Origin of the sequence: Brooklawnia cerclae (assembly GCF_011758645.1) — a bacterium.
GTDB classification, from domain to species: domain Bacteria; phylum Actinomycetota; class Actinomycetes; order Propionibacteriales; family Propionibacteriaceae; genus Brooklawnia; species Brooklawnia cerclae.
In genome coordinates this window covers 1-20,963 of record NZ_JAAMOZ010000003.1, presented here as the reverse complement: position 1 = coordinate 20,963, position 20,963 = coordinate 1, and the positions used below count along the sequence as shown (strand labels likewise).

At 68.8% G+C, this 20,963-nt stretch carries 22 protein-coding genes and 1 tRNA gene; 15 read left to right on the top strand and 8 right to left on the bottom strand.

Going from position 1 to position 20,963, the window contains the following annotated elements:
- Nucleotides 1-90 precede the first annotated feature (90 nt).
- From FB473_RS14755 to FB473_RS14740, 4 genes are all read left to right on the top strand, one after another.
- Entirely contained in the window at nucleotides 91-1,116 is a 1,026-nt protein-coding gene (locus FB473_RS14755; protein WP_167170439.1) for a class I SAM-dependent methyltransferase, read from the top strand.
- Nucleotides 1,117-1,202: 86 nt separating this feature from the next.
- Nucleotides 1,203-1,946: a LolA-like protein gene (locus FB473_RS14750; protein ID WP_167170436.1), complete on the top strand. Its 744-nt coding sequence runs from the start codon at nucleotides 1,203-1,205 to the stop codon at nucleotides 1,944-1,946.
- A gap of 123 nt (nucleotides 1,947-2,069) precedes the next feature.
- Complete coding sequence (locus tag FB473_RS14745) at nucleotides 2,070-3,278, top strand: DUF1015 family protein (RefSeq protein ID WP_167170433.1); 1,209 nt, start codon at nucleotides 2,070-2,072, stop codon at nucleotides 3,276-3,278.
- Between the two features lie 78 nt (nucleotides 3,279-3,356).
- Nucleotides 3,357-4,883, top strand: coding sequence for an acetyl-CoA hydrolase/transferase family protein (locus tag FB473_RS14740; RefSeq protein ID WP_167170430.1), 1,527 nt, complete (start codon nucleotides 3,357-3,359; stop codon nucleotides 4,881-4,883).
- A gap of 257 nt (nucleotides 4,884-5,140) precedes the next feature.
- Here the strand turns inward: FB473_RS14740 and FB473_RS14735 are convergent, their stop codons facing one another.
- Complete coding sequence (locus FB473_RS14735) at nucleotides 5,141-5,791, bottom strand: HAD family hydrolase (protein WP_167170427.1); 651 nt, start codon at nucleotides 5,789-5,791, stop codon at nucleotides 5,141-5,143.
- Nucleotides 5,792-5,927: 136 nt separating this feature from the next.
- On the opposite strand from FB473_RS14735, the gene FB473_RS14730 reads away from it, so the two are divergent.
- The 4 genes from FB473_RS14730 (at nucleotide 5,928) to FB473_RS18650 (ending at nucleotide 8,022) form a co-directional block, all read left to right on the top strand.
- Nucleotides 5,928-6,569: a hypothetical protein gene (locus tag FB473_RS14730; protein WP_167170424.1), complete on the top strand. Its 642-nt coding sequence runs from the start codon at nucleotides 5,928-5,930 to the stop codon at nucleotides 6,567-6,569.
- 11 nt (nucleotides 6,570-6,580) lie between these two features.
- Nucleotides 6,581-7,117: a type II toxin-antitoxin system PemK/MazF family toxin gene (locus FB473_RS14725; protein ID WP_167170421.1), complete on the top strand. Its 537-nt coding sequence runs from the start codon at nucleotides 6,581-6,583 to the stop codon at nucleotides 7,115-7,117.
- Between the two features lie 260 nt (nucleotides 7,118-7,377).
- Nucleotides 7,378-7,451: transfer RNA gene (locus tag FB473_RS14720), tRNA-Gly, on the top strand.
- A gap of 97 nt (nucleotides 7,452-7,548) precedes the next feature.
- A complete protein-coding gene (locus FB473_RS18650; protein ID WP_481748778.1) occupies nucleotides 7,549-8,022 on the top strand; it encodes a hypothetical protein in 474 nt (157 codons plus the stop codon).
- Here the strand turns inward: FB473_RS18650 and FB473_RS14715 are convergent.
- The 3 genes from FB473_RS14715 to FB473_RS14705 form a co-directional block, all read right to left on the bottom strand.
- A complete protein-coding gene (locus tag FB473_RS14715) occupies nucleotides 7,985-9,394 on the bottom strand; it encodes an Nramp family divalent metal transporter (protein WP_341770149.1) in 1,410 nt (469 codons plus the stop codon). The genes FB473_RS18650 and FB473_RS14715 overlap by 38 nt on opposite strands.
- Nucleotides 9,395-9,712: 318 nt before the next feature.
- Nucleotides 9,713-9,910 (bottom strand): helix-turn-helix transcriptional regulator, encoded by a 198-nt coding sequence (locus tag FB473_RS14710; RefSeq protein ID WP_167170419.1) that lies wholly within the window; start codon nucleotides 9,908-9,910, stop codon nucleotides 9,713-9,715.
- Nucleotides 9,910-10,386 (bottom strand): hypothetical protein, encoded by a 477-nt coding sequence (locus FB473_RS14705; protein ID WP_167170416.1) that lies wholly within the window; start codon nucleotides 10,384-10,386, stop codon nucleotides 9,910-9,912. The genes FB473_RS14710 and FB473_RS14705 overlap by 1 nt, the downstream gene beginning before the upstream one ends.
- A 134-nt stretch (nucleotides 10,387-10,520) precedes the next feature.
- Here FB473_RS14705 and tpx point away from each other — a divergent pair, with 134 nt between their 5' ends.
- The 4 genes from tpx to FB473_RS14685 all read left to right on the top strand — a co-directional run bounded on the left by tpx (nucleotide 10,521) and on the right by FB473_RS14685 (nucleotide 13,680).
- Nucleotides 10,521-11,018 carry a thiol peroxidase gene (gene tpx / locus FB473_RS14700; protein ID WP_167170413.1) on the top strand — a complete coding sequence of 166 codons (498 nt, stop codon included), beginning with the start codon at nucleotides 10,521-10,523 and terminating at the stop codon, nucleotides 11,016-11,018.
- Between the two features lie 84 nt (nucleotides 11,019-11,102).
- A complete protein-coding gene (locus FB473_RS14695; protein ID WP_167170410.1) occupies nucleotides 11,103-11,777 on the top strand; it encodes a DUF1707 SHOCT-like domain-containing protein in 675 nt (224 codons plus the stop codon).
- A 2-nt stretch (nucleotides 11,778-11,779) separates the two neighbouring features.
- Nucleotides 11,780-12,277 (top strand): PH domain-containing protein, encoded by a 498-nt coding sequence (locus tag FB473_RS14690; RefSeq protein ID WP_167170408.1) that lies wholly within the window; start codon nucleotides 11,780-11,782, stop codon nucleotides 12,275-12,277.
- Nucleotides 12,274-13,680, top strand: coding sequence for a PH domain-containing protein (locus tag FB473_RS14685; protein ID WP_167170404.1), 1,407 nt, complete (start codon nucleotides 12,274-12,276; stop codon nucleotides 13,678-13,680). Before FB473_RS14690 ends, FB473_RS14685 begins: the two co-directional genes overlap by 4 nt.
- A 15-nt stretch (nucleotides 13,681-13,695) precedes the next feature.
- Here FB473_RS14685 and galE read toward each other — a convergent pair whose 3' ends face one another.
- On the bottom strand, nucleotides 13,696-14,664 hold the full coding sequence (gene galE / locus FB473_RS14680; protein WP_167170401.1) for a UDP-glucose 4-epimerase GalE: 969 nt from the start codon (nucleotides 14,662-14,664) through the stop codon (nucleotides 13,696-13,698).
- Between the two features lie 265 nt (nucleotides 14,665-14,929).
- Nucleotides 14,930-15,484 carry a hypothetical protein gene (locus FB473_RS14675; protein WP_167170398.1) on the bottom strand — a complete coding sequence of 185 codons (555 nt, stop codon included), beginning with the start codon at nucleotides 15,482-15,484 and terminating at the stop codon, nucleotides 14,930-14,932.
- A 32-nt stretch (nucleotides 15,485-15,516) separates the two neighbouring features.
- On the opposite strand from FB473_RS14675, the gene FB473_RS14670 reads away from it, so the two are divergent.
- A complete protein-coding gene (locus FB473_RS14670) occupies nucleotides 15,517-16,119 on the top strand; it encodes a CPBP family intramembrane glutamic endopeptidase (protein ID WP_167170395.1) in 603 nt (200 codons plus the stop codon).
- A gap of 89 nt (nucleotides 16,120-16,208) precedes the next feature.
- Entirely contained in the window at nucleotides 16,209-17,048 is an 840-nt protein-coding gene (gene ppgK / locus FB473_RS14665) for a polyphosphate--glucose phosphotransferase (protein ID WP_167170392.1), read from the top strand.
- A gap of 54 nt (nucleotides 17,049-17,102) precedes the next feature.
- Here ppgK and argS read toward each other — a convergent pair whose 3' ends face one another.
- The gene (gene argS, locus FB473_RS14660; protein WP_167170389.1) at nucleotides 17,103-18,737 is read right to left on the bottom strand and encodes an arginine--tRNA ligase; all 1,635 of its coding nucleotides are present in this window, start codon (nucleotides 18,735-18,737) and stop codon (nucleotides 17,103-17,105) included.
- A gap of 307 nt (nucleotides 18,738-19,044) precedes the next feature.
- On the opposite strand from argS, the gene FB473_RS14655 reads away from it, so the two are divergent.
- On the top strand, nucleotides 19,045-20,397 hold the full coding sequence (locus FB473_RS14655) for a nucleotide sugar dehydrogenase (protein ID WP_167170385.1): 1,353 nt from the start codon (nucleotides 19,045-19,047) through the stop codon (nucleotides 20,395-20,397).
- Between the two features lie 91 nt (nucleotides 20,398-20,488).
- Here the strand turns inward: FB473_RS14655 and FB473_RS14650 are convergent.
- Nucleotides 20,489-20,963: SanA/YdcF family protein (locus FB473_RS14650; protein ID WP_167170380.1), on the bottom strand; the 475-nt coding region annotated here is incomplete at its 5' end.

Genomic DNA, 20,963 nt, shown 5'->3' with positions numbered 1-20,963 from the left:
CCCGCGTGCGGGACGGGCACACGCGATGCGGATGGCGCGCCTACCGCCCACCGGGCCGGACAGCGGGCGGGCGCGGGCACAATCGTGGTCATGGACGACGCAACCACCCGCCCCGACACGACGGACCCGGTCGACCGGGTCATCGCCGCTCAGTCCCCCGCCGACCGGGCGGGGCACCTGCTCGTCCTCGACGCCCCGCATCTGGTGGACGAGGCGCTCGCCCACGCGACACGGGTGAGCGTGTGGTGTGACGACATCCGCGACCGGGAGCTCGTCCCACCGGAGCTGCTGGCCGATTCGCTGGACGCCGCCACGCTCGCCGGCGTCGACCTCGCCTGGCTCCGCATGCCGCACTCGCTGGGGGCACTGGACGAGTACGCCGAACTGCTCGCCGCCCACGCCGACCCTGGGCTGTTCCTGATCGCGGGCGGACGCGACAAGCACCTCAGCCGGTCGATGAACGACACGCTCGCGCGGCACTTCACGACCGTCCGGGCCTCGCTCGGTCAACAGAAGTCGCGGGCGCTGATGGCCTTCGGTCCGGTCCCGGCGCCGGTCACCTGGCCCAGGAGCCGGCACATCGACCGGCTGACCGAGGGACTCGACGTCTGGTGGCACGGGGCGACGTTCGCGTCCGGGCGCCTCGACGATGCCACAGGGCTGCTCGTCCGGCACCTCGACCGGGTGGCCGACGCCGACACCTACCTCGACCTGGGCAGCGGATCGGGCATCCTGGCCACGCTGCTCGCCCGGCTTCACCCCGACGCGGCCGTGCACGCCGTGGACGCCGGCTGGGCCGCGGCCGACGCCACCCGGCTCACGTCGGCGGGCACCGGGGTGCGGACGACCTGGGCGTCCGACCTGTCGTTCCTCGCGCCGGGTTCGGTGGACGTGGTCGTCTGCAACCCGCCCTTCCACCGCGGCACCGCGAAGGACTCCGATCCCGCGATCGGCATGTTCGCCGACGCGGCGCGGGTGCTGGGGCCGGGCGGCGAGTTCTGGTGCGTCTTCAACTCGCACCTGCCGTGGAAGGCGCACCTGTCGCGCCTGATCGGGTCGACGCGGCTCGTGGCTCAGGACCGCCACTACACGGTGACGCGCAGCGTCCGGCGATAGCGCTCTCGCCGTGCGAGGGCACCAAAGGTGACACCACCGGCCGATACGGTGAAACCCCATTCACAGGAAAACCACAGGAGCAAGCCATGCGCATGCGCTGGAACTCCGTCGTCTCCGTCGTGACCGCCGCAGTGCTCGGCGCGGCCATGATGAGCGGATGCTCGTCCACGAAGGACGAGCCGACCCCGACGGCGGCCACACAGACCACATCCGACCCGCAGGCCGCCCAGGAGGCCGACGAGATCAGCCGTCCGGCTCAGCCCGGGCCTGTCGACGCGGAGGAATTCCAGAGCACGCTCAAGCAGGGCATGTCCACGGTGACGACCTATGTGGTGACGTCGACGTCCACCGTCACCTCGTCGGGTATGACCGTCACGTCCACGTCCACCACACAGGTGGACAATTCCGACCCGAGCACTCCGAAGACACACCTGATCACCGACGCGACCAGCGTCGCGCCGGGCGTGGAGACCCCCAAGGTCGAGGTCATCGGAATCGGCACCACCGTGTACACGAGCAATCCGGATTCCGGCACCTGGACGAAGACCGAGGCCAGCCAGAGCGACCTCGACTCGCTGGACGGGCTGTCCGCCTTGTCGACCGTGACCGCGGTCGAGTTCATCGGTGCCGAGACCGTCGACGGGACCGACGCCGACCACTACCTCGTCACCACACAGATGGGACCGATGGACTTCTACATCGCCTCGGGTCGTCTGCTGAAGCTGGAGATGAGCCTCGGCGAGGGCATGACGGCGACCTCCTCGTACAGCGCCTATGGCGAGCCTCTCAGCATCACCGCACCCGACCCCAGCCTGGTGGTCGCGGCCTGACCGCGCGCGAAGCCGGGCCCGGCGCGCGTCGCGACCCGGTGGAGATCGCCGCCGGTCGGGGCACCCTCGCCGTCTCCTGAACACGGGGCGACGAGAGTGCCCAGGGCCCGCTAGCGTGGACACGTGCCACGATTCGAGCCCTTCACCGCCATCCGCTACGCGTCCGACGCCGACTTCGATGCCGTGATCGCCCCGCCGTACGACGTGCTCTCGGACGACGACGTCATCGGCCTGGAGCGCCGCGACCCGCACAACATCGTCTGGATCGACGTTCCCCGGGGCGCCGACGACCGCTACGAGGTGGCCGCCTACCGCCTGCAGGACTGGCTCGCCAAGAGCGTCCTCGTCACCGACGAGCAGCCCAGCTTCACGATCTACCGCATGGACATGGTGGACGCCACCGGGCTGCCGCGCACCATCACCGGCGTCCTCGGCGGCCTCGAGGTCGTGGACGAGGGGGCGGGCGGCGTCCTGCCCCATGAGCGGACAACCAAGAAGGCCAGCACCGACCGTCTCGACCTGACGATCGCCACGGCGGCCAACCTGTCCCCTGTGTGGGGTCTGTCGCTGGCGTCCGGGCTGACCGCCGAGCTCGCGGCACCCGCCGAACCCGTCGGTCAGCTGACCGTGGACGGCGTCACCCATCGCGTCGAACGGGTCACCGATCCGGCTCGCGTCGAGCGCATCCGGGCGATCATCGCCCGCGACGACGTCCTGATCGCCGACGGCCACCACCGCTACGGCGTCTCTCGGGTCTACCGCGACAAGGTGCGCAAGGCCACAGGTCGCAAGGACACGGCCGCAGAGTTCACACTCACGTTCATCAACGAGCTCGTGGACGACCAGCTGTCGATCGAAGCCATCCACCGCGTCTACGACGGGATCGGCTACGACGAGCTGAAGGCCGACCTGTCGTCCTGCTTCACCTTCGAGCCCATGGCCGAACGTCCCGCCCCGGCCACGCTGCGCGCCATGGTGAAGTACGGACGCCTCGTCCTGCTCAACCCGAGCGGCCAGGGCGAATGGCTGGTGCCGCGCCCCGGGGCCTTCGACGGCGTCCGGGCTCTCGACGGAGCCTGGCTGGAGCACGCACTGGCCGGCAGCAGCGCTCAGGTGACCTACCAGCACGGCCTCGACGAGGTGCTGGCCGAGCTGAAGGGAGAGGGCACCCTGGCCCGGCACACGGCCGCGGTGCTCATCCGCCCGACGTCGCTGGACGAGATCCGGCGCACGGCACGCGAGGGACTCCTCATGCCCCCGAAGTCGACCTTCTTCACCCCGAAGCTGCGCACCGGCTTGGTGATCCGCCCGACCGAACGCCTTCCCCGCTAGCCGCGGGCAGACCCCCCTCGTTGGGTGGGAAAGCCAAACCGATAGCCTTGGGGCTGTAGGTTTTCGACAGGAGGAGCAATGTCAGCTCGCATCGCGCACCCGGCATTCGCCAGCAAGGTCATGAGCGCCGAGGATGCCGCCGCACTCATTCCCCCCGGTGCCTCGATCGGTTTCTCCGGGTTCACGGGCTCGGGATACCCGAAGGAGATTCCGGGCGCCCTGGCCAAGCGCATCAAGGCGGCACACGAGCGCGGTGAGGAGTTCACCATCAAGGCGTTCACCGGCGCCTCGACGGCGCCGGAGCTCGACGGCGTGCTCGCCGACACCGGCGGCATGGCCTTCCGCACCCCGTACCAGTCCGATCCCCACCTGCGGGCCAAGATCAACGACGGCACGACGAACTACTGCGACATCCATCTGTCACATCTGCAGAAGCTCATCAACATGGGCTTCTTCGGCAAGATGGACTTCGCCGTGATCGAGGCGACCGCCATCACCGAGCACGGCGAGATCATCCCCAGTTCGTCCGTCGGCAACAACCGCACCTACCTCGACATCGCCGAGAAGGTCATCATCGAGGTCAACTCGTGGCAGGCCGACGACCTCTACGGGCTGCACGACATCTACTACGGCATGGACATCAAGCCGCGCCGCGAGCCGATCCCGATCAGCAGCCCCGGCGACATCATCGGCCGCCCGACCTTCAAGGTCGATCCGAGCAAGGTCGTCGCCATCGTCGAGACGGACGACCCCGACCGCAACACGCCCTTCAAGCCGCTGGACGACGACTCGCGGGCCATCGCCGCCCACCTGCTCGACTTCTTCGACATGGAGGTCAAGGCGGGTCGCATGCCTCCCACCCTGTGGCCGCTGCAGTCGGGCGTCGGCAACATCGCGAACGCCGTGCTGGCGGGCCTGATGGACGCGCCGTACGAGCACATGACCAGCTACACCGAGGTCATCCAGGACGGCATGGTCCAGCTCATCGACGCCGGCAAGATCGACGTCGCCTCGGCCACCGCGTTCTCGCTGTCGCCCGACATGGCGCACCACATGAACGACCACGCCAGGGACTACCACGGCAAGATCATCCTGCGCCCGCAGGACGTGTCGAACCACCCCGAGGTGATCCGCCGCCAGTTCGTCATCGCCACCAACGGCATGATCGAGGCCGACATCTACGGCAACGTCAACTCGACGCACATCATGGGCACCAAGATGATGAACGGTGTCGGCGGCTCGGGCGATTTCGCCCGTAACGCGGGCTACTCGATCTTCGTGAGCCCGTCGCTCGCCAAGGGCGGTGACATCTCCGCGATCGTCCCGATGGTCAGCCACACCGACCACACCGAGCACGACGTCATGGTGATCATCACCGAGCAGGGTCTCGCCGACCTGCGCGGCCTGGCGCCGCGGCAGCGCGTCAACGTGGTCATCGACAACTGTGCCCACCCGGACTACCGGGAGGCCCTGCACGAGTACTACGACCGTGCGCTCAAGGTCAGCCAGGGCCGGGGCATCCACACCCCGCACGACCTCGGCCAGGCGTTCAGCTGGCATCAGCGGTTCCTGGAGACCGGGTCGATGAAGGAGTTCAAGGCCTGAGAGCCCCGATCGCCTGACCGCAACAGCGGCACGCACAGGAAAGGCCCCCGCGGATCCCGCGGGGGCCTTTTCACATCCGTCGGCGTGACTCAGTTCCTGCAAACCGACACGGCCGGCCACTCCCGGCCAACGACATACCTTGTCAGGAGCTTTCTCTCCGGGGGAGCCCGCAATTTGAAGGAACTCAGTCACGTTGAAGGAACTCGGTCACGCCGGGACGAGCACACCGGCGCGACGCGACCCGAGTCCGGCCCGATTCAGCCCAGCAATGCCGCCCGCAGTTCGTCCACCGTGTCGACGACGGCCACATGCGGCTGGGCGAGCAGGTCGTCGCGGGAACCGGCACCCCAGGTGACCCCGATGCCGGCCATCCCGGCCGCGTGTGCGGCTTTCAGGTCGTGCACGGCGTCACCCACATAGCAGCTGCCTTCGGCCTGCTCTCCCATCACCTCGAGGCCCTTCAGGAGAGGCTCGGGGCGGGGCTTGTGCACCGTGGTGTCGTCCATGGCACAGGCCAGCACCGTCTCGGCCGGCACCCGGGCGATGCGCAGGGAGGGGATCGCGGTGCGACGCCGTTTCGAGGTGGCTACCCCCGTGCGGATGCCCGCGGCGTTCAGATCGGCCAGCAGTTCCGGGATCCCGTCGAAGCCGGTCACCATCGAGTCGAGATGGGCCTCGTTGAAGTCCATGTAGACCCGTTCGAGCTCGACGGCCTGCTCCGGGGCCTCCTGGGTGAACACGTCGGGCAGTGTCCGACCGATCCACGGCAGGATCTCCTCACGCGAGACCTGCCGGCCGGCGACGGCGTCCCATGCGTATTGATAGCTCGCCACGATGACGTCGATCGTGTTGACGAGCGTGCCATCGAGATCGAACAGGACGACCGGCCAGCGAGGGTGCGCATTCATGTCCCTCAGCCTAGGGGGCGCGGACGGGGTCTCCCGACGGGCACGAGCCCGCGGTCGGACCCATTGGGTCGTGGTAGCGGAGGGCTAGGCTGGTCGGCAGGCGTGCGGGGCGCCGACGGACGCGAGGAGGTTGTCGATGAGTGAGCCCAGTTCCGATCCCGACTCGATCGGCGGGCTCGGCGACCAGCCGTCGTATCCGATCACCACTCTGCCGCCCGTTCAGGAAGTGGTGGGCGACCATCCGCTGAGCCCGCGCACCGGCGAGCCGGCCCGTCCGCCGGTCATCAGGGCCATCACCTGGTTGTTCGGGGTGTCCTCTGTGATCGCGTTCGCGTCCTACTGGTGGTACTGGTTCGTGGCGATCACCATCACCGATTTCCAGCGCAGTTCACTGCTCATCCAGTTCTTCGAGCCGCGCCCCGGCTCGGGGAGTTCCGTCGTGCTGGCATGCGTCATGGCGGTGCTCGGTGCCATCACGACGGCCGGTCCGGCCATGGCCGCATACAACGTCTGGCACGGAGCCTCGTGGAGCCGGACGGCGGTGATCGCCGGTTTCGTGACGAGCCTGCTGACCATCTTGGTGATGTGCCCTGTTCACGTGGCCTTCCCCATCGCCACGGCTGTCTCGCCGGTGGCCGCCGCCATAGCCGCCGCGCTGCTGTGGACGCCTGGCGCCAAGGGCTTCCTCACCGCCTGGGACGCCTACGCGAACCCTCCGCGGCCCCCGATCGTCCCGCCGGCCCACGTCGACTACGGCCCCGCGCCGCGGTTCCAGTGAGGCCCGATCGCATGACGACTTTCCCCTGGCGCCCGATCCTGCGTGCCGTCGAACGCCTCATCCGCGATCAGGCACGCAGCACCCGCACACAGGCCGGCGCTCGTCCCCGGACGGCTGCGAGCCCGGCACGCACCTCCCAGGCGTCCCCTCGCGACTTCGACGGATGCCCCGACATGGCGTTCGGCACGCAGGGGCCCGGCGGACACGCATCCGGCGAGATCGTGTGGACGTGGGTGCCCTACGAGGAGGACCACACGCAGGGCAAGGATCGTCCCGTGCTGCTGATCGGCTCGGACGCGTCGTGGCTGCTCGGGCTGCCGTGCACGAGCAAGGACCACGACCGCGACGAGGAGCAGGAGCGGCGCGCCGGACGCTACTGGGTCGACATCGGCACGGGTCCCTGGGACGCGAAGCGACGCCCCAGCGAGGTACGCACCGACCGCATCGTCCGCGTGGCTCCCGCAGACATCCGGCGGACCGCCGGCTCGGTCACCCAGCGGGTTTTCGGCACGGTCACCGAGCAGGTACGCGTCCACTGGGACGACTGACCCGGACGCGGGGCAGGGCATCCGGGTCTCCACGCGGGCCGCATGGCCTCACGTGGGCCGCGTGGCCTCACGTGAGCGGCGCGTGCCGCGTGCTCCCGAGGGCGATGTGACGCCTGCGGGAGGCCACCGCGCCCGCGTGAAGACCGTCACAAGGTTCGTGTGAAGCCCGGGACGATCCCGTCCCCGAGCGGGTGCCTGCCGATGTGGCACGGACGAGCCGATGCGCTAGACTCACTGACGCATCGCCACACTGGCGGCTTGCGGGCGTAGCTCAATGGTAGAGCGCCAGCTTCCCAAGCTGGACACGCGGGTTCGATTCCCGTCGCCCGCTCCACACCGAACCACCTAGTCAATAGGTGGTTGACAGATGGCTAGGAACCTGTTTGGGAGCGCGTTAAGACCCTCCCGTGTACTCGTGGCCCCACGTGGGCATGCCGGGCACGGCACGGAAAGGGCATCCACCGATGGCCAATAAGCGCACCAGACCCGAATCGCTCGGCACCACGCAGCGACTCCCAAGCGGACGCTGGCGGGCGTTCTACCGCATAGACGGGCGCCGATTCGGCGCGCCGCACACCTTCGAGACGAAGACCGCCGGCTTCGTATCGTTCATGGTCGACCTCCCAGGACCGGATTGCCTTGAAGCGGGGTCGCTCGACCGTACCGTTGCGGCTGATCTTGGCATACGGACCGGAGTGGAGCGGATCTGTGTGCCCAGGCGCCCAGCTTCGATAGAGATCGATTCGCCAGGGCGTTCGGGATTGAGATGTCATGAACCCGCACACCGCCACTCGCTCTCACCATCTGACGAGCAGATACGTCTCCCGCCTTTCCTCGGCTACCACGACCGGCGATTCCGATATCCGCTCACAGCGCGTCTATCAGGGAAAGCACCCCGACCATGAAGACCGCGATGCCCGAGACGTAGAGGTAGGTGGTGAACACCTTCCCGTCACGCACTCTCGGATCCGTCTCCTTGCGGGACAGGTAGACCACCGCGATCACGATGGTCATCAGGAAGACCGAGTTCAAGATGCCCGCCGTCAGCACCATGGTCAGGGGCGCCTTGAGCGCGATCGCGAAGGCCCCCCAGATGATGGGCAGGCCCACGATCAGGCCCCGCATCCATACGTTGCGGCTGTGCACGTTCTTCCAGTCGAACACACCGAAGACGGCCAAGGTGTTCGAGACCTGCCGCGAGAAGCCCGGCACGTTCGCCAGAAGGGTCTTGATCAGGGCCAGCGCGGCGAGCAGCAGGAAGACGACCTTGCTCCACTCACCCACCGTGTCCGTGAACATCTTCGAGATCACCTCGAGCACCTCGTTGCCCGAAGGCTCCAGGCCCTGCGGATGGAGCACGGACGCGCCGAGGATGTAGAACGCCGCAGTCGAGACCGTGTAGATCGCCCAGGACACCCAGGCATCCTTCTTCATGACGGCGATCCAGCCGCGCGCACGCTCGGCCCACTCCTCGGATCCGTCGTTCGGGCCGGTCCAGGCCGCGTACCCCTTCTCGACGCACCAGTAGGTGTACTGGGTGATCTCGCCACCACCGACGCCTGTGAAGCCGAACATCCCGAGGGCGATGCCCATCGAGCCGGCCGCGACCTGGAACGTCAGTCCCGAGCCGATGTCGCCCGCCGACCAGGCGAACGGGGTGAACTCGATACCGAACACCATGACGATGGTGGCCACGGTCACGATCAGGACGAGCGCCGTCGCGATTCGTTCCACGATCCCGTACCTGTTGGACAGGTGGATCGCTATGACGCCGACGACGATCACGACGACCCAGAAGCTCAGCGACAGGGTCGAGAAGGGGTCTCCGTTGATGGGCACGATCATCGAGAGGGCGAGGGCGGCCGCGGCGAGGACCCCGCCTTGACCGATCACCACCTGGGTGAAGTTGAGCAGCCCAACCCAGCTGATCCATCCCCGCTTGGCGATGAAGGGAGGAACCCGGTTGTAGCCGGCGACCGACGGTTCGCCGGTCGAGATCGACCAGCGAGCCAACTCGATCTGGACCCCCACCTTCACGAAGGTCGAGACGAACACCAGCCACAGGAGGATGAACCCGACCTTGGCCCCCAGCGTCGTGGCGGTGAGCAACTCGCCCGAGCCGACCACCGCCGCACTCGTCACCATGCCGGGGCCCAGGAACCGCAGGCTCGGGCCCCACCCCTTGGGTGGATCCTTGATCTTGTCCTTCGTCAGCGCATAGGGATCCTTCGCATCAAGGATCGTCTCATCCGCCATGAGGTGCACGTCATCGGACACTGGGTCTCCTTCACTGTTCATCTATCGCCGAATCCCGCGGTGAGGCGGCACCGGAAGCAGTTGCCATCGCGGTGAGACCTTCCGGCCCGAACCGATGGCTCGGGATCCGACAACCGATCGAGTCCCGGGTGATCTCACTGCCCTGCCGGCTCCGGCACTGTCCTTGTGTGGAGCTACTCCGGCCGTTGTGCACGCACCACTGCGTCGCACGGCGACAATATCATGGTGGGTATAGGGTCTTGGCTTGTACGGGCATACGCCGCGCCGCGACACGTCACCCCGACAAGACGAACCCCGGACGAGACGAACTGCGCGGCATCACTCCTCGTCCGGTTCGAACAGCTCCTCGATCCGGCAGCCGAAGGCCCCGGCAAGCCGGAAGGCCAGCGGCAGCGAGGGATCGTAGCGTCCCTTCTCGACCGAGATGATCGTCTGACGCGAGACCCCGACCTCGTCCGCGAGTCTTTGCTGTGACCAGCCCTGCCGGGCGCGAGCGTCCGGCAGCCGGTTGCGCATCAGGCCTCCGCCCGTCGCTGCACCAGGTAACGCACCGCGACGTCGGCTGCGATAAGCACGGCCAGCGCGATGAGCACGGCGCCGGCAGGCACCTCCCAGCCGGTGATGGCGAGGGCCGCACCGCCGAGCCCCGCGGTCATGAAGACGTCCGGCAGCGCGCCGCTCGCCGCACGCTCGTACCAGACGCCCTCGATCGACTCGTCCGGACGCTCCACGGCACCTGAGATCGTGCCGCGGTCGACGAGAAGGACCCACCCGATGGCACACGCGACGGGCAGGGTCACGACCACACCGACGACAAAAGCGACACCGCGGACGCCGGGGTCGCTCGTCCAGGCGAGGACACCGCCCAGGCCCGCGGCCAGTGCCAGGCCGATGGAGCCGACTCCGAGCCACAGGGTCGCCGTCCCACCGCCGTGTCGCGCACGTCCCCAGCGAGTGCGCCGCGGCATGGGTCCGTCCATGGGTCGTGTCATGCGGCCCACCCTAAAGTAAAGCGTCCTTTACGTCAAGTGTCCTTTACCTCTTTCGGGAACCACGTCCACCCTGCTTCCTCAGCCGATGGCGAAAACCCTGCGGCCGCTCGACCCGCCGCCCAAGAATGGGGAGCATGGCAACCGTGACCCGTCGCTCCAACCCCGTCCACACATCCGGCGATCTTCCTGCCGTCGGCCAGCCCGCTCCCGCCTTCGAACTCGTCGGAGGCGACCTCGCACCCATCACGCTCGACCAGTTCGCGGGCAAGCGTGTCGTCCTCAACATCTTCCCGAGCCTCGACACCAGCGTGTGCGCCACCAGCGTCCGCACGTTCAACGAACTCGCCGCCGGCCTCGACAACACCGTCGTGGTCTCCGTGAGCAAGGATCTGCCCTTCGCCCAGAGCCGCTTCTGCGTCAACGAGGGCATCGACGACGTCGTCAGCGCCTCCGCCTTCCGCTCGACTTTCGGCGAGGACTACGGCGTCACGCTCCTCGACGGCGACCTCAAGGGGCTGCTGACCCGGGCGGTGGTCGTCCTCGACGGGAACGGAACCGTCACCTACACCCAGCTGGTCCCCGAGATCGGTACCGAGCCGGACTACGACGCAGCCGTCGCCGCGCTGGGCTGAGCCCGGCATCCGCGTCCCGATCCACAGGGCTCCCTGGGTGAAATCACCGATCCCAGGGACGCCCAGGTCTGGAACAATGGCCCCATGACGCACGACCCCGAGACCTCCGAGCCGAGCTTCCGGCAGCCTCCCGCGGAGCAGTCACTGATCCGCGTCTCCGACGCCGACCGGGAGGCGACCGTCGACGTCATCCGCAACGCCTTCCGAGAGGGCCGGCTCACCTCCGAGGAGACGGAGGACCGCCTCGACCGGACGCTCGTCGCCCGCACGCAGCCCGAGTTGGACGAGCTCGTCCGCGACATCGTCCCCATCCAGGACACCCACCACGCCGACGCCGACGAGATCACCCTGCGTCCCGACAACGGCGCACGGCTGCCCACCAGCTACATCAGCAGCCAGGTGTCGGCCATCCTCAGTTCAAAGGAACGCAAGGGGAACTGGGTCGTCCCGGCGCAGCTGACCGTCAACGCCGTCATGGGCAGCGTCAAGCTCGACCTGCGGGAGGCGTTCTTCGAGTCCAGCGAGGTCGTGATCAAGCTGAGCGCGGTGATGAGCGACCTGAAGATCTGGATCCCGGACGGCGCCGAGGTCGTCGACGACTGCACCTCGATCATGAGCGATTTCAAGGTCAAGGGGATCCGCCCGGCCGTCGTCGGTGCCCCCCGGATCATCGTCGAGGGATTCCACCTGATGAGCGACATCGTCGTCCGCGGCGGCAACCACATCACCCTCGGCGATCGGATCAAGGGCAAGTTCTGACGATGTCCTCCCCCGCCGACGTGTTCGCGCCACCGGGAGTCACGTGGACGCCGGTGTCCCCGCGCTACGGCGCACTTCGCAGACTCTCCACCGCCGCGGGCTGGATCGTCGTCGTGGCTGTCGCCGTCGTCCCCACGGCGCTGGCGGCACCGGGATGGATCGCCTGGGTGCTGGGAGCGGTCGGACTGGCCGTGATCGTCTGGCGAGTCGCCCGACAGGGAGCCATCGCCCGCTCGTGGGGCTTCGCCGAGCGCGACACCGACCTGTACATCAGGCACGGCATCTGGATCCGGCGGCTGACCGTCGTCCCCTATGGACGCATGCAGGCGGTCGAGGTGTCGTCCGGCCCTCTCGACCGGGCATTCGGCCTGTCCGACGTGAAGCTCGTCACCGCCTCAGCACAGTCGGACGCCCACATCCCCGGCCTCGAACCCGACGATGCCGCAGCCCTGCGCGACCGCCTGACGCTACGGGGCGAGACGCAGGCGGCAGGGCTGTGACCGAGCCCGGCACCGACCCGGTCACCGAACGCCCCCACCCGCTGTCGCCGCTCGTCAAGGGGTGGATCGCGGTGGCAGCCGTGGTCGCCTACATCGTCCAGGACATCCCTCGCGGGGGTCTCGGCGACTGGGAGCGGATGTGGTGGCTGCTCGCCGCCGCCGTCGGCGTGGGATTCCTGGGCCCACTGGTCATCGGCTATTTCAGCTGGCGGTTCACCCGTTTCGTGATCGACGACGAGCAGGTGCGCATCGAGCACCGGTTCATCGAGCACCGCTCGGAACGCATCGCCTTCACCAAGATCCAGTCGGTGGACGTGGTGCAGCCCCTCGTGGCCCGCATCATCGGCCTGGCCGCCCTGAGGATCGACATCGGCAGCCAGGGCGGTTCGAAGACGATCGAGTACCTCAGCCGCCAGCGCGCCTACCAGCTGCGCGACTACCTCGTCGCCCGCGCACACGGCACGCAGCTCAGCGCCGAGGGCTCGTTCGCGCAGCCGGTCGGAGGCCTGTTCGAGGACCGCTCCGCCGCCGACCGGGTCGTCGTCCGCGTCCCCGCGCTGCGGCTGGTGGGGGCGACCCTGCTCGGCGAGGGGTTCGTCGTGCCGGCACTCGTCACGATCGGCGTCTCCGCGCTCGGTGTGGCGCTCAGCGGAGACCTGCGTGCCGTCGTCGGTGCCGTGCTGGCGGCACCCGTGGCGCTCGCGCTCGCGTCCATACTGGTCTCGCGCCTGCGCACGGAGCTCAACTTCACGCTGACCGTCACCGCGGCAGGCGGCGTCCGGGTGGCCCGGGGCCTGACGTCGCTGGTCAGTCAGACGATTCCCCTCGATCGCATCCAGGGCATCGAGATCTGCCAATCCCTGCCGTGGCGCCCGTTCGGCTGGTACCGGATGCGGATGAGCGTCCTGGGCTACGCCGTCGGCGGCGACGAGGGCCAGGTCAGCACCGTCCTGCTGCCCGTCGGGCACCGGGACGACGTCGACGCGGTGCTCGCAGCGGTGTGGCCGAGCGTGGACGTCGGTTCCATCCCGCTCCGCCGGGTGCCGCGCCGCGCCCGCTGGTTCCGATGGCTCGACGCGCAGACGTTCGCCTGGGGACACGACGAGCAGGTGCTCGTCGCCGTGGGTCACCTCCTGGTCAGCAGGATGGCCATCGTCCCGCACGCCCGCGTGCAGTCGGTACGACTCGTCCAGGGCCCGGTCCAGCGCCGTCTGCGCCTGGCGAGCGTCGAGGCACACATCTCACCCGGCCCGGTGATCCTCACCTGCCAGCACCTGGACGCCGCCGACGCCCGCCACCTCGCGATGACCGAGCTCGATCGCATGCGATCCGCCCGTGGCCGTGCCCACAAGATTATTGGGGTTGATCGTGGGTCGAGTACGACCGACGATCAACCCCAATAATGTTCGGCGCCGTCCTCAGGCGCTGTGAGCCTGCCGCGCGGCCCAGGCGGAGGCCACCATGTCCCGCAGCGAGTGCCGCATCTCCCAGTCGAGGTCGCGGGCGGCCAGGTGACCGTCGGCGACGATACGGGCGGGGTCGCCCGGACGCCGTGCCGCGACCTCGGGGGTGAAGTCGATGCCGGTCACCTCGCGGATCGCCGACATGATCTGTGCCACCGAGCTGCCCTCGCCGCTGCCCAGGTTGTACGCGGGAGAAAGCGGACGCCCCTGCGCCAGCGCCTGTGCCGCGGCGACATGCGAGGTGGCCAGGTCGGCCACGTGCACGTAGTCGCGCACGCAGGTGCCGTCGGGCGTCGGGTAGTCGCCGCCGAAGATCTTCGGCGTCCGGCCGGCGAGCAACGCGTCGAAGACGATGGGGAACAGGTTGTGGGGGCTGGTGTCGTAGAGGGCATCCGTGCCGGACCCGACCACGTTGAAGTAGCGCAGGTTGGTGTGACGCCAATCGGGGTCGACAGCGGCCATGTCCGCGGCCAGCCACTCCCCGATCAGCTTCGTCTGGCCGTAGGGCGACTCGGGGCGCAACGCGGTGTCCTCGGTGACCAGGTCGACGTCCGGCGTCCCGTAGACCGAGGCGGAGCTGCTGAACACGTAGTGGTGGACGCCCACCTGCTGCATGGCCCGCAACAGCGACACAGTGCCGGTGATGTTCTGGTCGTAGGTGTGCAGCGGCTCACGGACGCTGACCCCGGCGTACTTGAAGCCGGCCAGATGGACGACCCCCTCGCAGCCGTTGTCGCGCAGCGTCGAGGCCACCAGATCGGTGTCGAGCACCGATCCGCGGACGAACGCGACGTCGTCGGGGACGAAGCCCTCGTGCCCGCTCGACAGGTCGTCGATCACGACCGGGGTGATCCCCACCTCCCGGAACGCCTGAACCACATGTGCGCCGATGTACCCGGCTCCGCCCGTGACCAACCAACTCATCCGCGTGTCCTCTCGTCGTCGGGGACGAGCCTAGCCGTACCCGGGCCGGAGCCTCATGCGGGCTGTCCCGGCCTCACGCGGACCTCTGGGTTCGGGGCACCCGTTCACGCGGGCCGCCTGACCTCACGCGGGTGCCCGGATTTCCCGCGGGCCTCACACCACCCGCGCGAGTACGCACCACCTGCGCGAAGAACACGCGGGCCGCGTGAAAGGGACGCGAACCGCCGCACCGGTACGGCCACTCCCAGCCCTCAGGCCCCGGCCCTCAGCCGGTCACGCCCGGCACGTGTCCGGCGGCCCAGTAGGAGAAGACCCCGCATGCGCCGAGGCTGTCCAGGTATGCGTCGTCCGTGGTCGGATCGATCCAGACCACGTTGCCGCCGATCCGCGGCTGGTCGGTGTGGGGCTCATAGCTGGTCGTCAACAGGACGAGTCCGACGGCAGGCAGCCAGTCGGCGGGACGACCGGGCGCGTCAGGCAGCTCCAGCCCCAGCGAGAGGCCCTTGTCCATCGCCAGAAGCTCGTCGATCTGCGCCTGCGCAGGATCGTCCGGGTCGAAGACCCCCGCGGCACGCGCCCTTTCGATCATGAGGCGCTGAGCCACGGCTGCCAACTTGCGGGCGTGGCGGATGCGCGCCGCCGCGCGGGCGTCCTCGTCGGCATCCAGATAGCCGGGCATGAACTCGTCCACCACCTCGGCGGCGGTGTCGGCGTACACGACGCTTCCGTCGTGCAGCACCATCGTGTGGGTCCAGCCGGTGCCGTCGGGGCGAGTCGGGTTGATCCCCTCGCAGCTGTCCGTCGAGTAGCGCACCTTCACCCGGTCAGCCTAGGCGGGTCTATGGTCGTCCCATGACACCGGGTGCGCGCTGGCGGGTGCCGACGCGACCGGTCGTCTCCATCACCCTCGCCTGGCTCGCCTACGTGGCGCTGCTGTGGGCTCTGCAGGCCGGCATCTACCCGGCGCTCGGTTCTGACCGCGCCGTGCAGGTCGCGGGCCTGGTCGCGGGCGTCCTCGTGACCGCTGCGGCGATCGCCGCCGATCGCACCGTGCTGGACGCGTACCGCGCCCCCCGCCGGCACTGGATCGCGGCCCTGGTGCTCGTCGCGACGGCAACCGTGCTGGTCGCCGTCATCCGGCAACCGCCGGGAGCAGCGCTGGCCCGAGGCGTCGTCTTCTACCTGGTGGGGGCGGCTTTGCCGGAGGAGACGCTCTTCCGTGGCTACCTGTGGCGCCGGGTGAGTGAGATCACCTCGCGCTCGGTCTGGCTCGTGCTCGTCACGGCTGTGCTGTTCGGGATGATGCACGTGCCCAGGCTGATCGTGCAGGGGGAGCCCCTGTGGATCGTCGGCACGCTGACCCTCGTCGGGATCGTCCTCGGGGTGCTACGGGCCTGGTCAGGAACGTTGCCGCTGGTCGTCGGCCTGCACACGGCCATCGACCTGTTGAGCTGACCTGGCGACACGTCCGACCGTGGCCCGGAAACGCCCGATCAGGAAATGCGGCTAGGTCTCGCGACTGGGAGATGACTAGGATTGGCGCCATGAATTCGGCAGCGCACCCCGTGGTGGGCATCGACATCGGCGGCTCGGGCATCAAGGGTGCTCCGGTCGACCTGGCGACCGGGGAACTGATCGCCGAACGCGTACGCATCCCGACGCCCAGGCGGGCGACGCCCAAGGCCTGCGCCGACATCGTCGCGGAGATCGTCGCGGAGTTCACTCCCCTTGTCGGGCAGGCGCCGGTCGGTATCGCAATCCCCGGGCCCGTGGTGCACGGCGTCATCCCGATGATGGCGAACCTCGACAAGTCGTGGGTGGGCGTGAACGCCGACGCCCTGTTCACCGAGCGCCTGGGGCGTCCGGTGGTCATGGTCAACGACGCGGACGCCGCCGGCCTCGCGGAGGTGCGCTACGGTTCCGCGAAGGGCCATCCGGGCGTGGTCATCGTGACCACCCTCGGCACGGGCATCGGCACCGCGATCATCAACAACGGCGTCCTGTTGCCGAACACCGAGCTCGGTCATATCGAGGTCGCCGGGCACGACGCCGAGACCCGCGCGTCCGCCGGGGTGAAGACCCGGCAGCGCCTGAGCTACCGCCGCTGGGCCAAGCGGCTGCAGCTCTACTACTCCACGATGGAGAAGCTGTTCTGGCCCGACCTGTTCGTCGTCGGCGGCGGCGTGAGCAAGAGCAGTGAGAAGTTCCTTCCCCTGCTCCAGCTCAACACACCGATCGTCCCCGCGACACTGCTCAACCAGGCGGGCATCGTCGGAGCGGCCGTGGTCGCCGCGGAGCGGGCCGAGCCCGGGCACACCCCGCCGCAGCGCGCCGTCCCGGCCCCACATGTGCAACTCGATCGCTGGGACGATCCGCGGGCATAGGAACCACGGTCCCGGGACGATCGAGCCCGTCGACGCGGTCTCAGGCCACGGGCGTCACATACGCTCGGGAGCCACGATCCCCAGCAGGTCGAGCCCTGTCGCCAGCACCTGCTTGGTCGCTGCCACGAGCCCCAGCCGGGAGGCACGCACCTCGTCGGTGCTCTTCAGCACCGGGCACTGCTCGTAGAAGGTCGAGAACTTCGTGGCCAGCTCGAACAGGTAGGTACACAGCTTGTGCGGGGTCAACTCGTCCGCGACGACCTGGACGGTCTCGCCGAACCTCGTGAGCCACAGGGCGAGTTCCTGCTCGGCCGGCTCGGCCAGCAGTCCCACCTCGTCCCACGCGACACCCCGTGCCTCGGCTTCTCGCAGGATGCCGGCGCAACGGCTGTGCGCGTACTGCAGATAGGGGCCGGTGTCACCGGTGGTCTGGGTCATGCGCTCGGCGTCGAAGACGTAGTCCTTCTGCAGGGAGTTCGACAGGTCGGCGTACTTGATGGCGGCCAGGGCGATCTCGGGCGTCGCGTGTTCCTCCGCCTCGTCCAGCAGGCTCTCCAGCGTGACCGTGCCGCCGTCACGGGTCTTGATCGGCGTGCCGCCGGGACCCAGCACCATGCCGAAGCCGACGTGCTCGGCCCTCACGTCGTCGGGCAGGTATCCCGCCTTGCGGGCGACCTCGAAGACCAGGTGGAAGTGGTGCCACTGCCGGGCGTCGGTGACGTAGACGATCCGGTTCGCGCCGAAGTCGTCCACCCGGCGCCGGACGGCGGCCAGGTCGGTGACGTCGTAGCCGTAGCCACCGGCCGAGTTCCGGATGATCGCCGGTGCGTCGATGCCGTCGACGAACACGACGAGCGCACCCTGGTCGACCTGGGCGATGCCACGGGCCTCGAGGTCGTCGGCGATCCCCGGCAGATCCTCGTTGTAGACCGACTCGCCGTCCAGGTCGGCGTCGGTGAGCAGCACGTTCAGGCGCTCGTAGGTGCGGTTGAAGCCCTCCAGCGAGATCTCGATCAGGCGCCGCCACGCCTGCCGTGTCGCCTCGTCGCCCGACTGCAGCTTGACGACGCGTTCCCTGGCCCGCTCGGCGAAGGCCTCGTCCTGGTTCAGGTGGACGTTCGCCCGCCGGTACAGGGCCTCCGCCCCGGCCAGGTCGAGCGTGGCCAGGTCGAGGTGCTCGTCGACCACCTGCTCGATCAGCATGCCGAACTGCCTGCCCCAGTCGCCGAGGTGGTTCTGCGCGATGACGTGGTGCCCGAGCGCCCGAAGGACGCGGTTGAAGCAATCACCGATGATGGTCGACCTCAGGTGCCCCACGTGCATCTGCTTGGCGACGTTCGGGGACGAGTAGTCGATCACCACCGTCTGCGGGTGCTCGGCCCGTGCGATGCCCGCGCCGGGATCGGCCGATTGCTCGTTCACGGTCTGTGCCAGCACGTCGGCGCGGATGCGGAAGTTGATGAATCCGGGACCGGCCACCTCCGGGGTCTCGCACAGATCGGCCAGATCGAGTTCCCGGACGATCCGCTCGGCCACCTCGCGCGGCGGCCTGCCCTCCTGCTTCGCCAGGCGCAACGCGACGTTCGACTGAAAATGACCGAACTGGGGCTTGGTCGCCGGACGCAACTCCGGATCGATGCCCGCAACCGCTTCCACGCGCTGGGACAACCTGGAGGGAAGAGAAACCATGCGGCATATTCTCGCACGCCCGGCACGGCGCTCCGTACACGTGCGCTCTGGCAACTCGTTTCGACAAGCTCAACGAGCGTGTGCCCCGATCCCTGAACCTGTCGCGTGCGCTCGGGCGGCCGGTTTCGGCCTTGGCAGCTCGTTCCGACGGGCTCTGGCAGCTCGTTTCGACAAGCTCAACGAGCGTGTGCCCCGACCCCTGAACCTGTCGCGTGCTCCACGATCCCTGAGCCTGTCGAAGGGATGTCCACGGCTACGCCCGCGACCAGATGAGCGTCCCGGCGAGGCACCCGCTAGCCTGAGGGCTGTGCGCGTATCAGTCATCGGTTGCGGCTATCTGGGCGCGGTGCACGCGGCCTGCATGGCGAAGTTGGGTCACCAGGTGGTCGGTCTCGACGTCGACGAGGCGAAGGTCGCCGACCTCAGCGCCGGGCGTCCACCATTCTTCGAGCCGGGGTTCGGCGATCTGCTGGCCGAGCAGACCTCGTCCGGACGGCTGGAGTTCACCACCGACCCGGATCGCATCGCGGACGCCGAGGTGCATTTCGTAGCCGTCGGCACCCCCCAGTTGCAGGGGCGGTACGCGGCCGACCTCACCTACGTGCGGGCGGCGATCGACACGATCCTGACGCACGCCGACACCTCGGCCGGCCCGGTGGTGATCGCCGGGAAGTCCACGGTGCCGGTCGGCACGGCGCAGCGCGTCCAGGAGTCGGCGAACGCCTCGGGCAAGGACCTCGTCGTGGTGTGGAACCCGGAGTTCCTGCGCGAGGGGTTCGCGGTGGAGGACACTCTGAAGCCCGACCGGATCGTCTACGGGCTGCCCGACGACCCCGACCGCGCAAGCATCGGCAAACGGGTCCTGGACGAGTGCTACGCGTCCCTGCTGGGCCTGGGGATCCCCCGCATGCTCACCAACCAGCCCACCGCGGAACTGGTCAAGGTCGCGGCCAACAGCTTCCTGGCCACGAAGATCAGCTTCATCAACGCAATGGCCGAGCTCTGCGACGCCACCGGCGGCGACGTCACCCAGCTCGCCGACGCGATCGGCTACGACCCCCGGATCGGGCGCAAGTTCCTGCGCGCCGGTGTGGGGTTCGGTGGCGGCTGCCTGCCCAAGGACATCCGCGCGTTCATGGCCCGGGCCGGTGAGCTGGGGGTGGACGAGGCCCTCACCTTCCTGCGCGAGGTGGACGCCATCAACCTGCGGCAGCGCGACAAGGCCGTGGACCTCGCGTCCGACCTGCTCGGTGGCCGATTCGTCGGTCACCGGGTGGCTGTGCTGGGCGCGGCGTTCAAGCCCAACAGCGACGACCTGCGCGACTCGCCCGCCCTCGACGTCGCACAGCAGGTGTGGGCGCGCGGGGCAGACCTGGCCATCACCGATCCCGCGGCGGCCACGGCGCTGCGCAGCAAACGACCGAACCTCAACGTGGTGGACACCGTGGACGAGGCGGTGCGGGACGCCGACCTCGTCCTGCTGCTCACCGAGTGGCGCGAGTACATCGACCTCGACCCGGTCGTCCTGCGCGGGCTCGTGCGCACCCCGATCATCATCGACGGACGCAATGTGCTCGACCCCCAGCGCTGGACCGACGCGGGATGGGTCTACCGGGGCATGGGACGCCACGGCGGCCCGACCACGGCCGCCGGCTGGTGAGGTCGGCGGGCATCAGGCGGTAGACCAGCCGCGGGAGCGTACGCAGCCAGCACGGAGCCTCGCGGCCCGCTCGATCGGGCCGCACGCCCTCTCAGCCGTGCCGCTCCAGTGCTTCGCGCACAGCCGGGTCGGGCTCGTTCTGCCCGACATCGCGCCGCGCGACGACGTCGATCAGCATCTTGATGTTCGCGGCCAGCTCCCGGCGCACGTAGCTGTTCCAGGTGGCGTCCTTGGCCCGGGTGTCGTCGCCCACCCCGACCGCGTCGATACCGACCAGGCGGCAGGTCGCCACCGTGCGGGGAACGTGATAGCTCTGCGACACCACGGTGATCTGCTCGACGCCGAACCGGTCGGCGGCCCGGGCGCACGAGGCGTAGGAGTCGTCCCCGCCCTCGTCCAGGACGATGTCGGCCTCGTCCACCCCGTTCTCGACCAGGTAGTCGCGCATCGTGGCGGGCTCGTCGTCGCTGGTGCTGCCCGAGACGATGAACACCGTCGCCTTGCCCTGGCGCCACAGGTCGAGCGCGAGGTCGAGCCGGGCCTGCAGGTAGGGTGACGGACGCCCG

Coding starts and splice junctions, on each gene's coding strand:
- FB473_RS14670 (WP_167170395.1), top strand. CDS start 15,517: ATGACACCGGGTGCGCGCTGGCGGGTGCCGACGCGACCGGTCGTCTCC.
- FB473_RS14710 (WP_167170419.1), bottom strand. CDS start 9,910: ATGCGCAACCGGCTGCCGGACGCTCGCGCCCGGCAGGGCTGGTCACAG.
- FB473_RS14740 (WP_167170430.1), top strand. CDS start 3,357: ATGTCAGCTCGCATCGCGCACCCGGCATTCGCCAGCAAGGTCATGAGC.
- FB473_RS14725 (WP_167170421.1), top strand. CDS start 6,581: ATGACGACTTTCCCCTGGCGCCCGATCCTGCGTGCCGTCGAACGCCTC.
- FB473_RS14690 (WP_167170408.1), top strand. CDS start 11,780: ATGTCCTCCCCCGCCGACGTGTTCGCGCCACCGGGAGTCACGTGGACG.
- FB473_RS14755 (WP_167170439.1), top strand. CDS start 91: ATGGACGACGCAACCACCCGCCCCGACACGACGGACCCGGTCGACCGG.
- FB473_RS14705 (WP_167170416.1), bottom strand. CDS start 10,386: ATGACACGACCCATGGACGGACCCATGCCGCGGCGCACTCGCTGGGGA.
- FB473_RS14695 (WP_167170410.1), top strand. CDS start 11,103: ATGACGCACGACCCCGAGACCTCCGAGCCGAGCTTCCGGCAGCCTCCC.
- FB473_RS18650 (WP_481748778.1), top strand. CDS start 7,549: ATGCCGGGCACGGCACGGAAAGGGCATCCACCGATGGCCAATAAGCGC.
- FB473_RS14735 (WP_167170427.1), bottom strand. CDS start 5,791: ATGAATGCGCACCCTCGCTGGCCGGTCGTCCTGTTCGATCTCGATGGC.
- tpx (WP_167170413.1), top strand. CDS start 10,521: ATGGCAACCGTGACCCGTCGCTCCAACCCCGTCCACACATCCGGCGAT.
- galE (WP_167170401.1), bottom strand. CDS start 14,664: ATGAGTTGGTTGGTCACGGGCGGAGCCGGGTACATCGGCGCACATGTG.
- FB473_RS14730 (WP_167170424.1), top strand. CDS start 5,928: ATGAGTGAGCCCAGTTCCGATCCCGACTCGATCGGCGGGCTCGGCGAC.
- argS (WP_167170389.1), bottom strand. CDS start 18,737: ATGGTTTCTCTTCCCTCCAGGTTGTCCCAGCGCGTGGAAGCGGTTGCG.
- FB473_RS14750 (WP_167170436.1), top strand. CDS start 1,203: ATGCGCATGCGCTGGAACTCCGTCGTCTCCGTCGTGACCGCCGCAGTG.
- ppgK (WP_167170392.1), top strand. CDS start 16,209: ATGAATTCGGCAGCGCACCCCGTGGTGGGCATCGACATCGGCGGCTCG.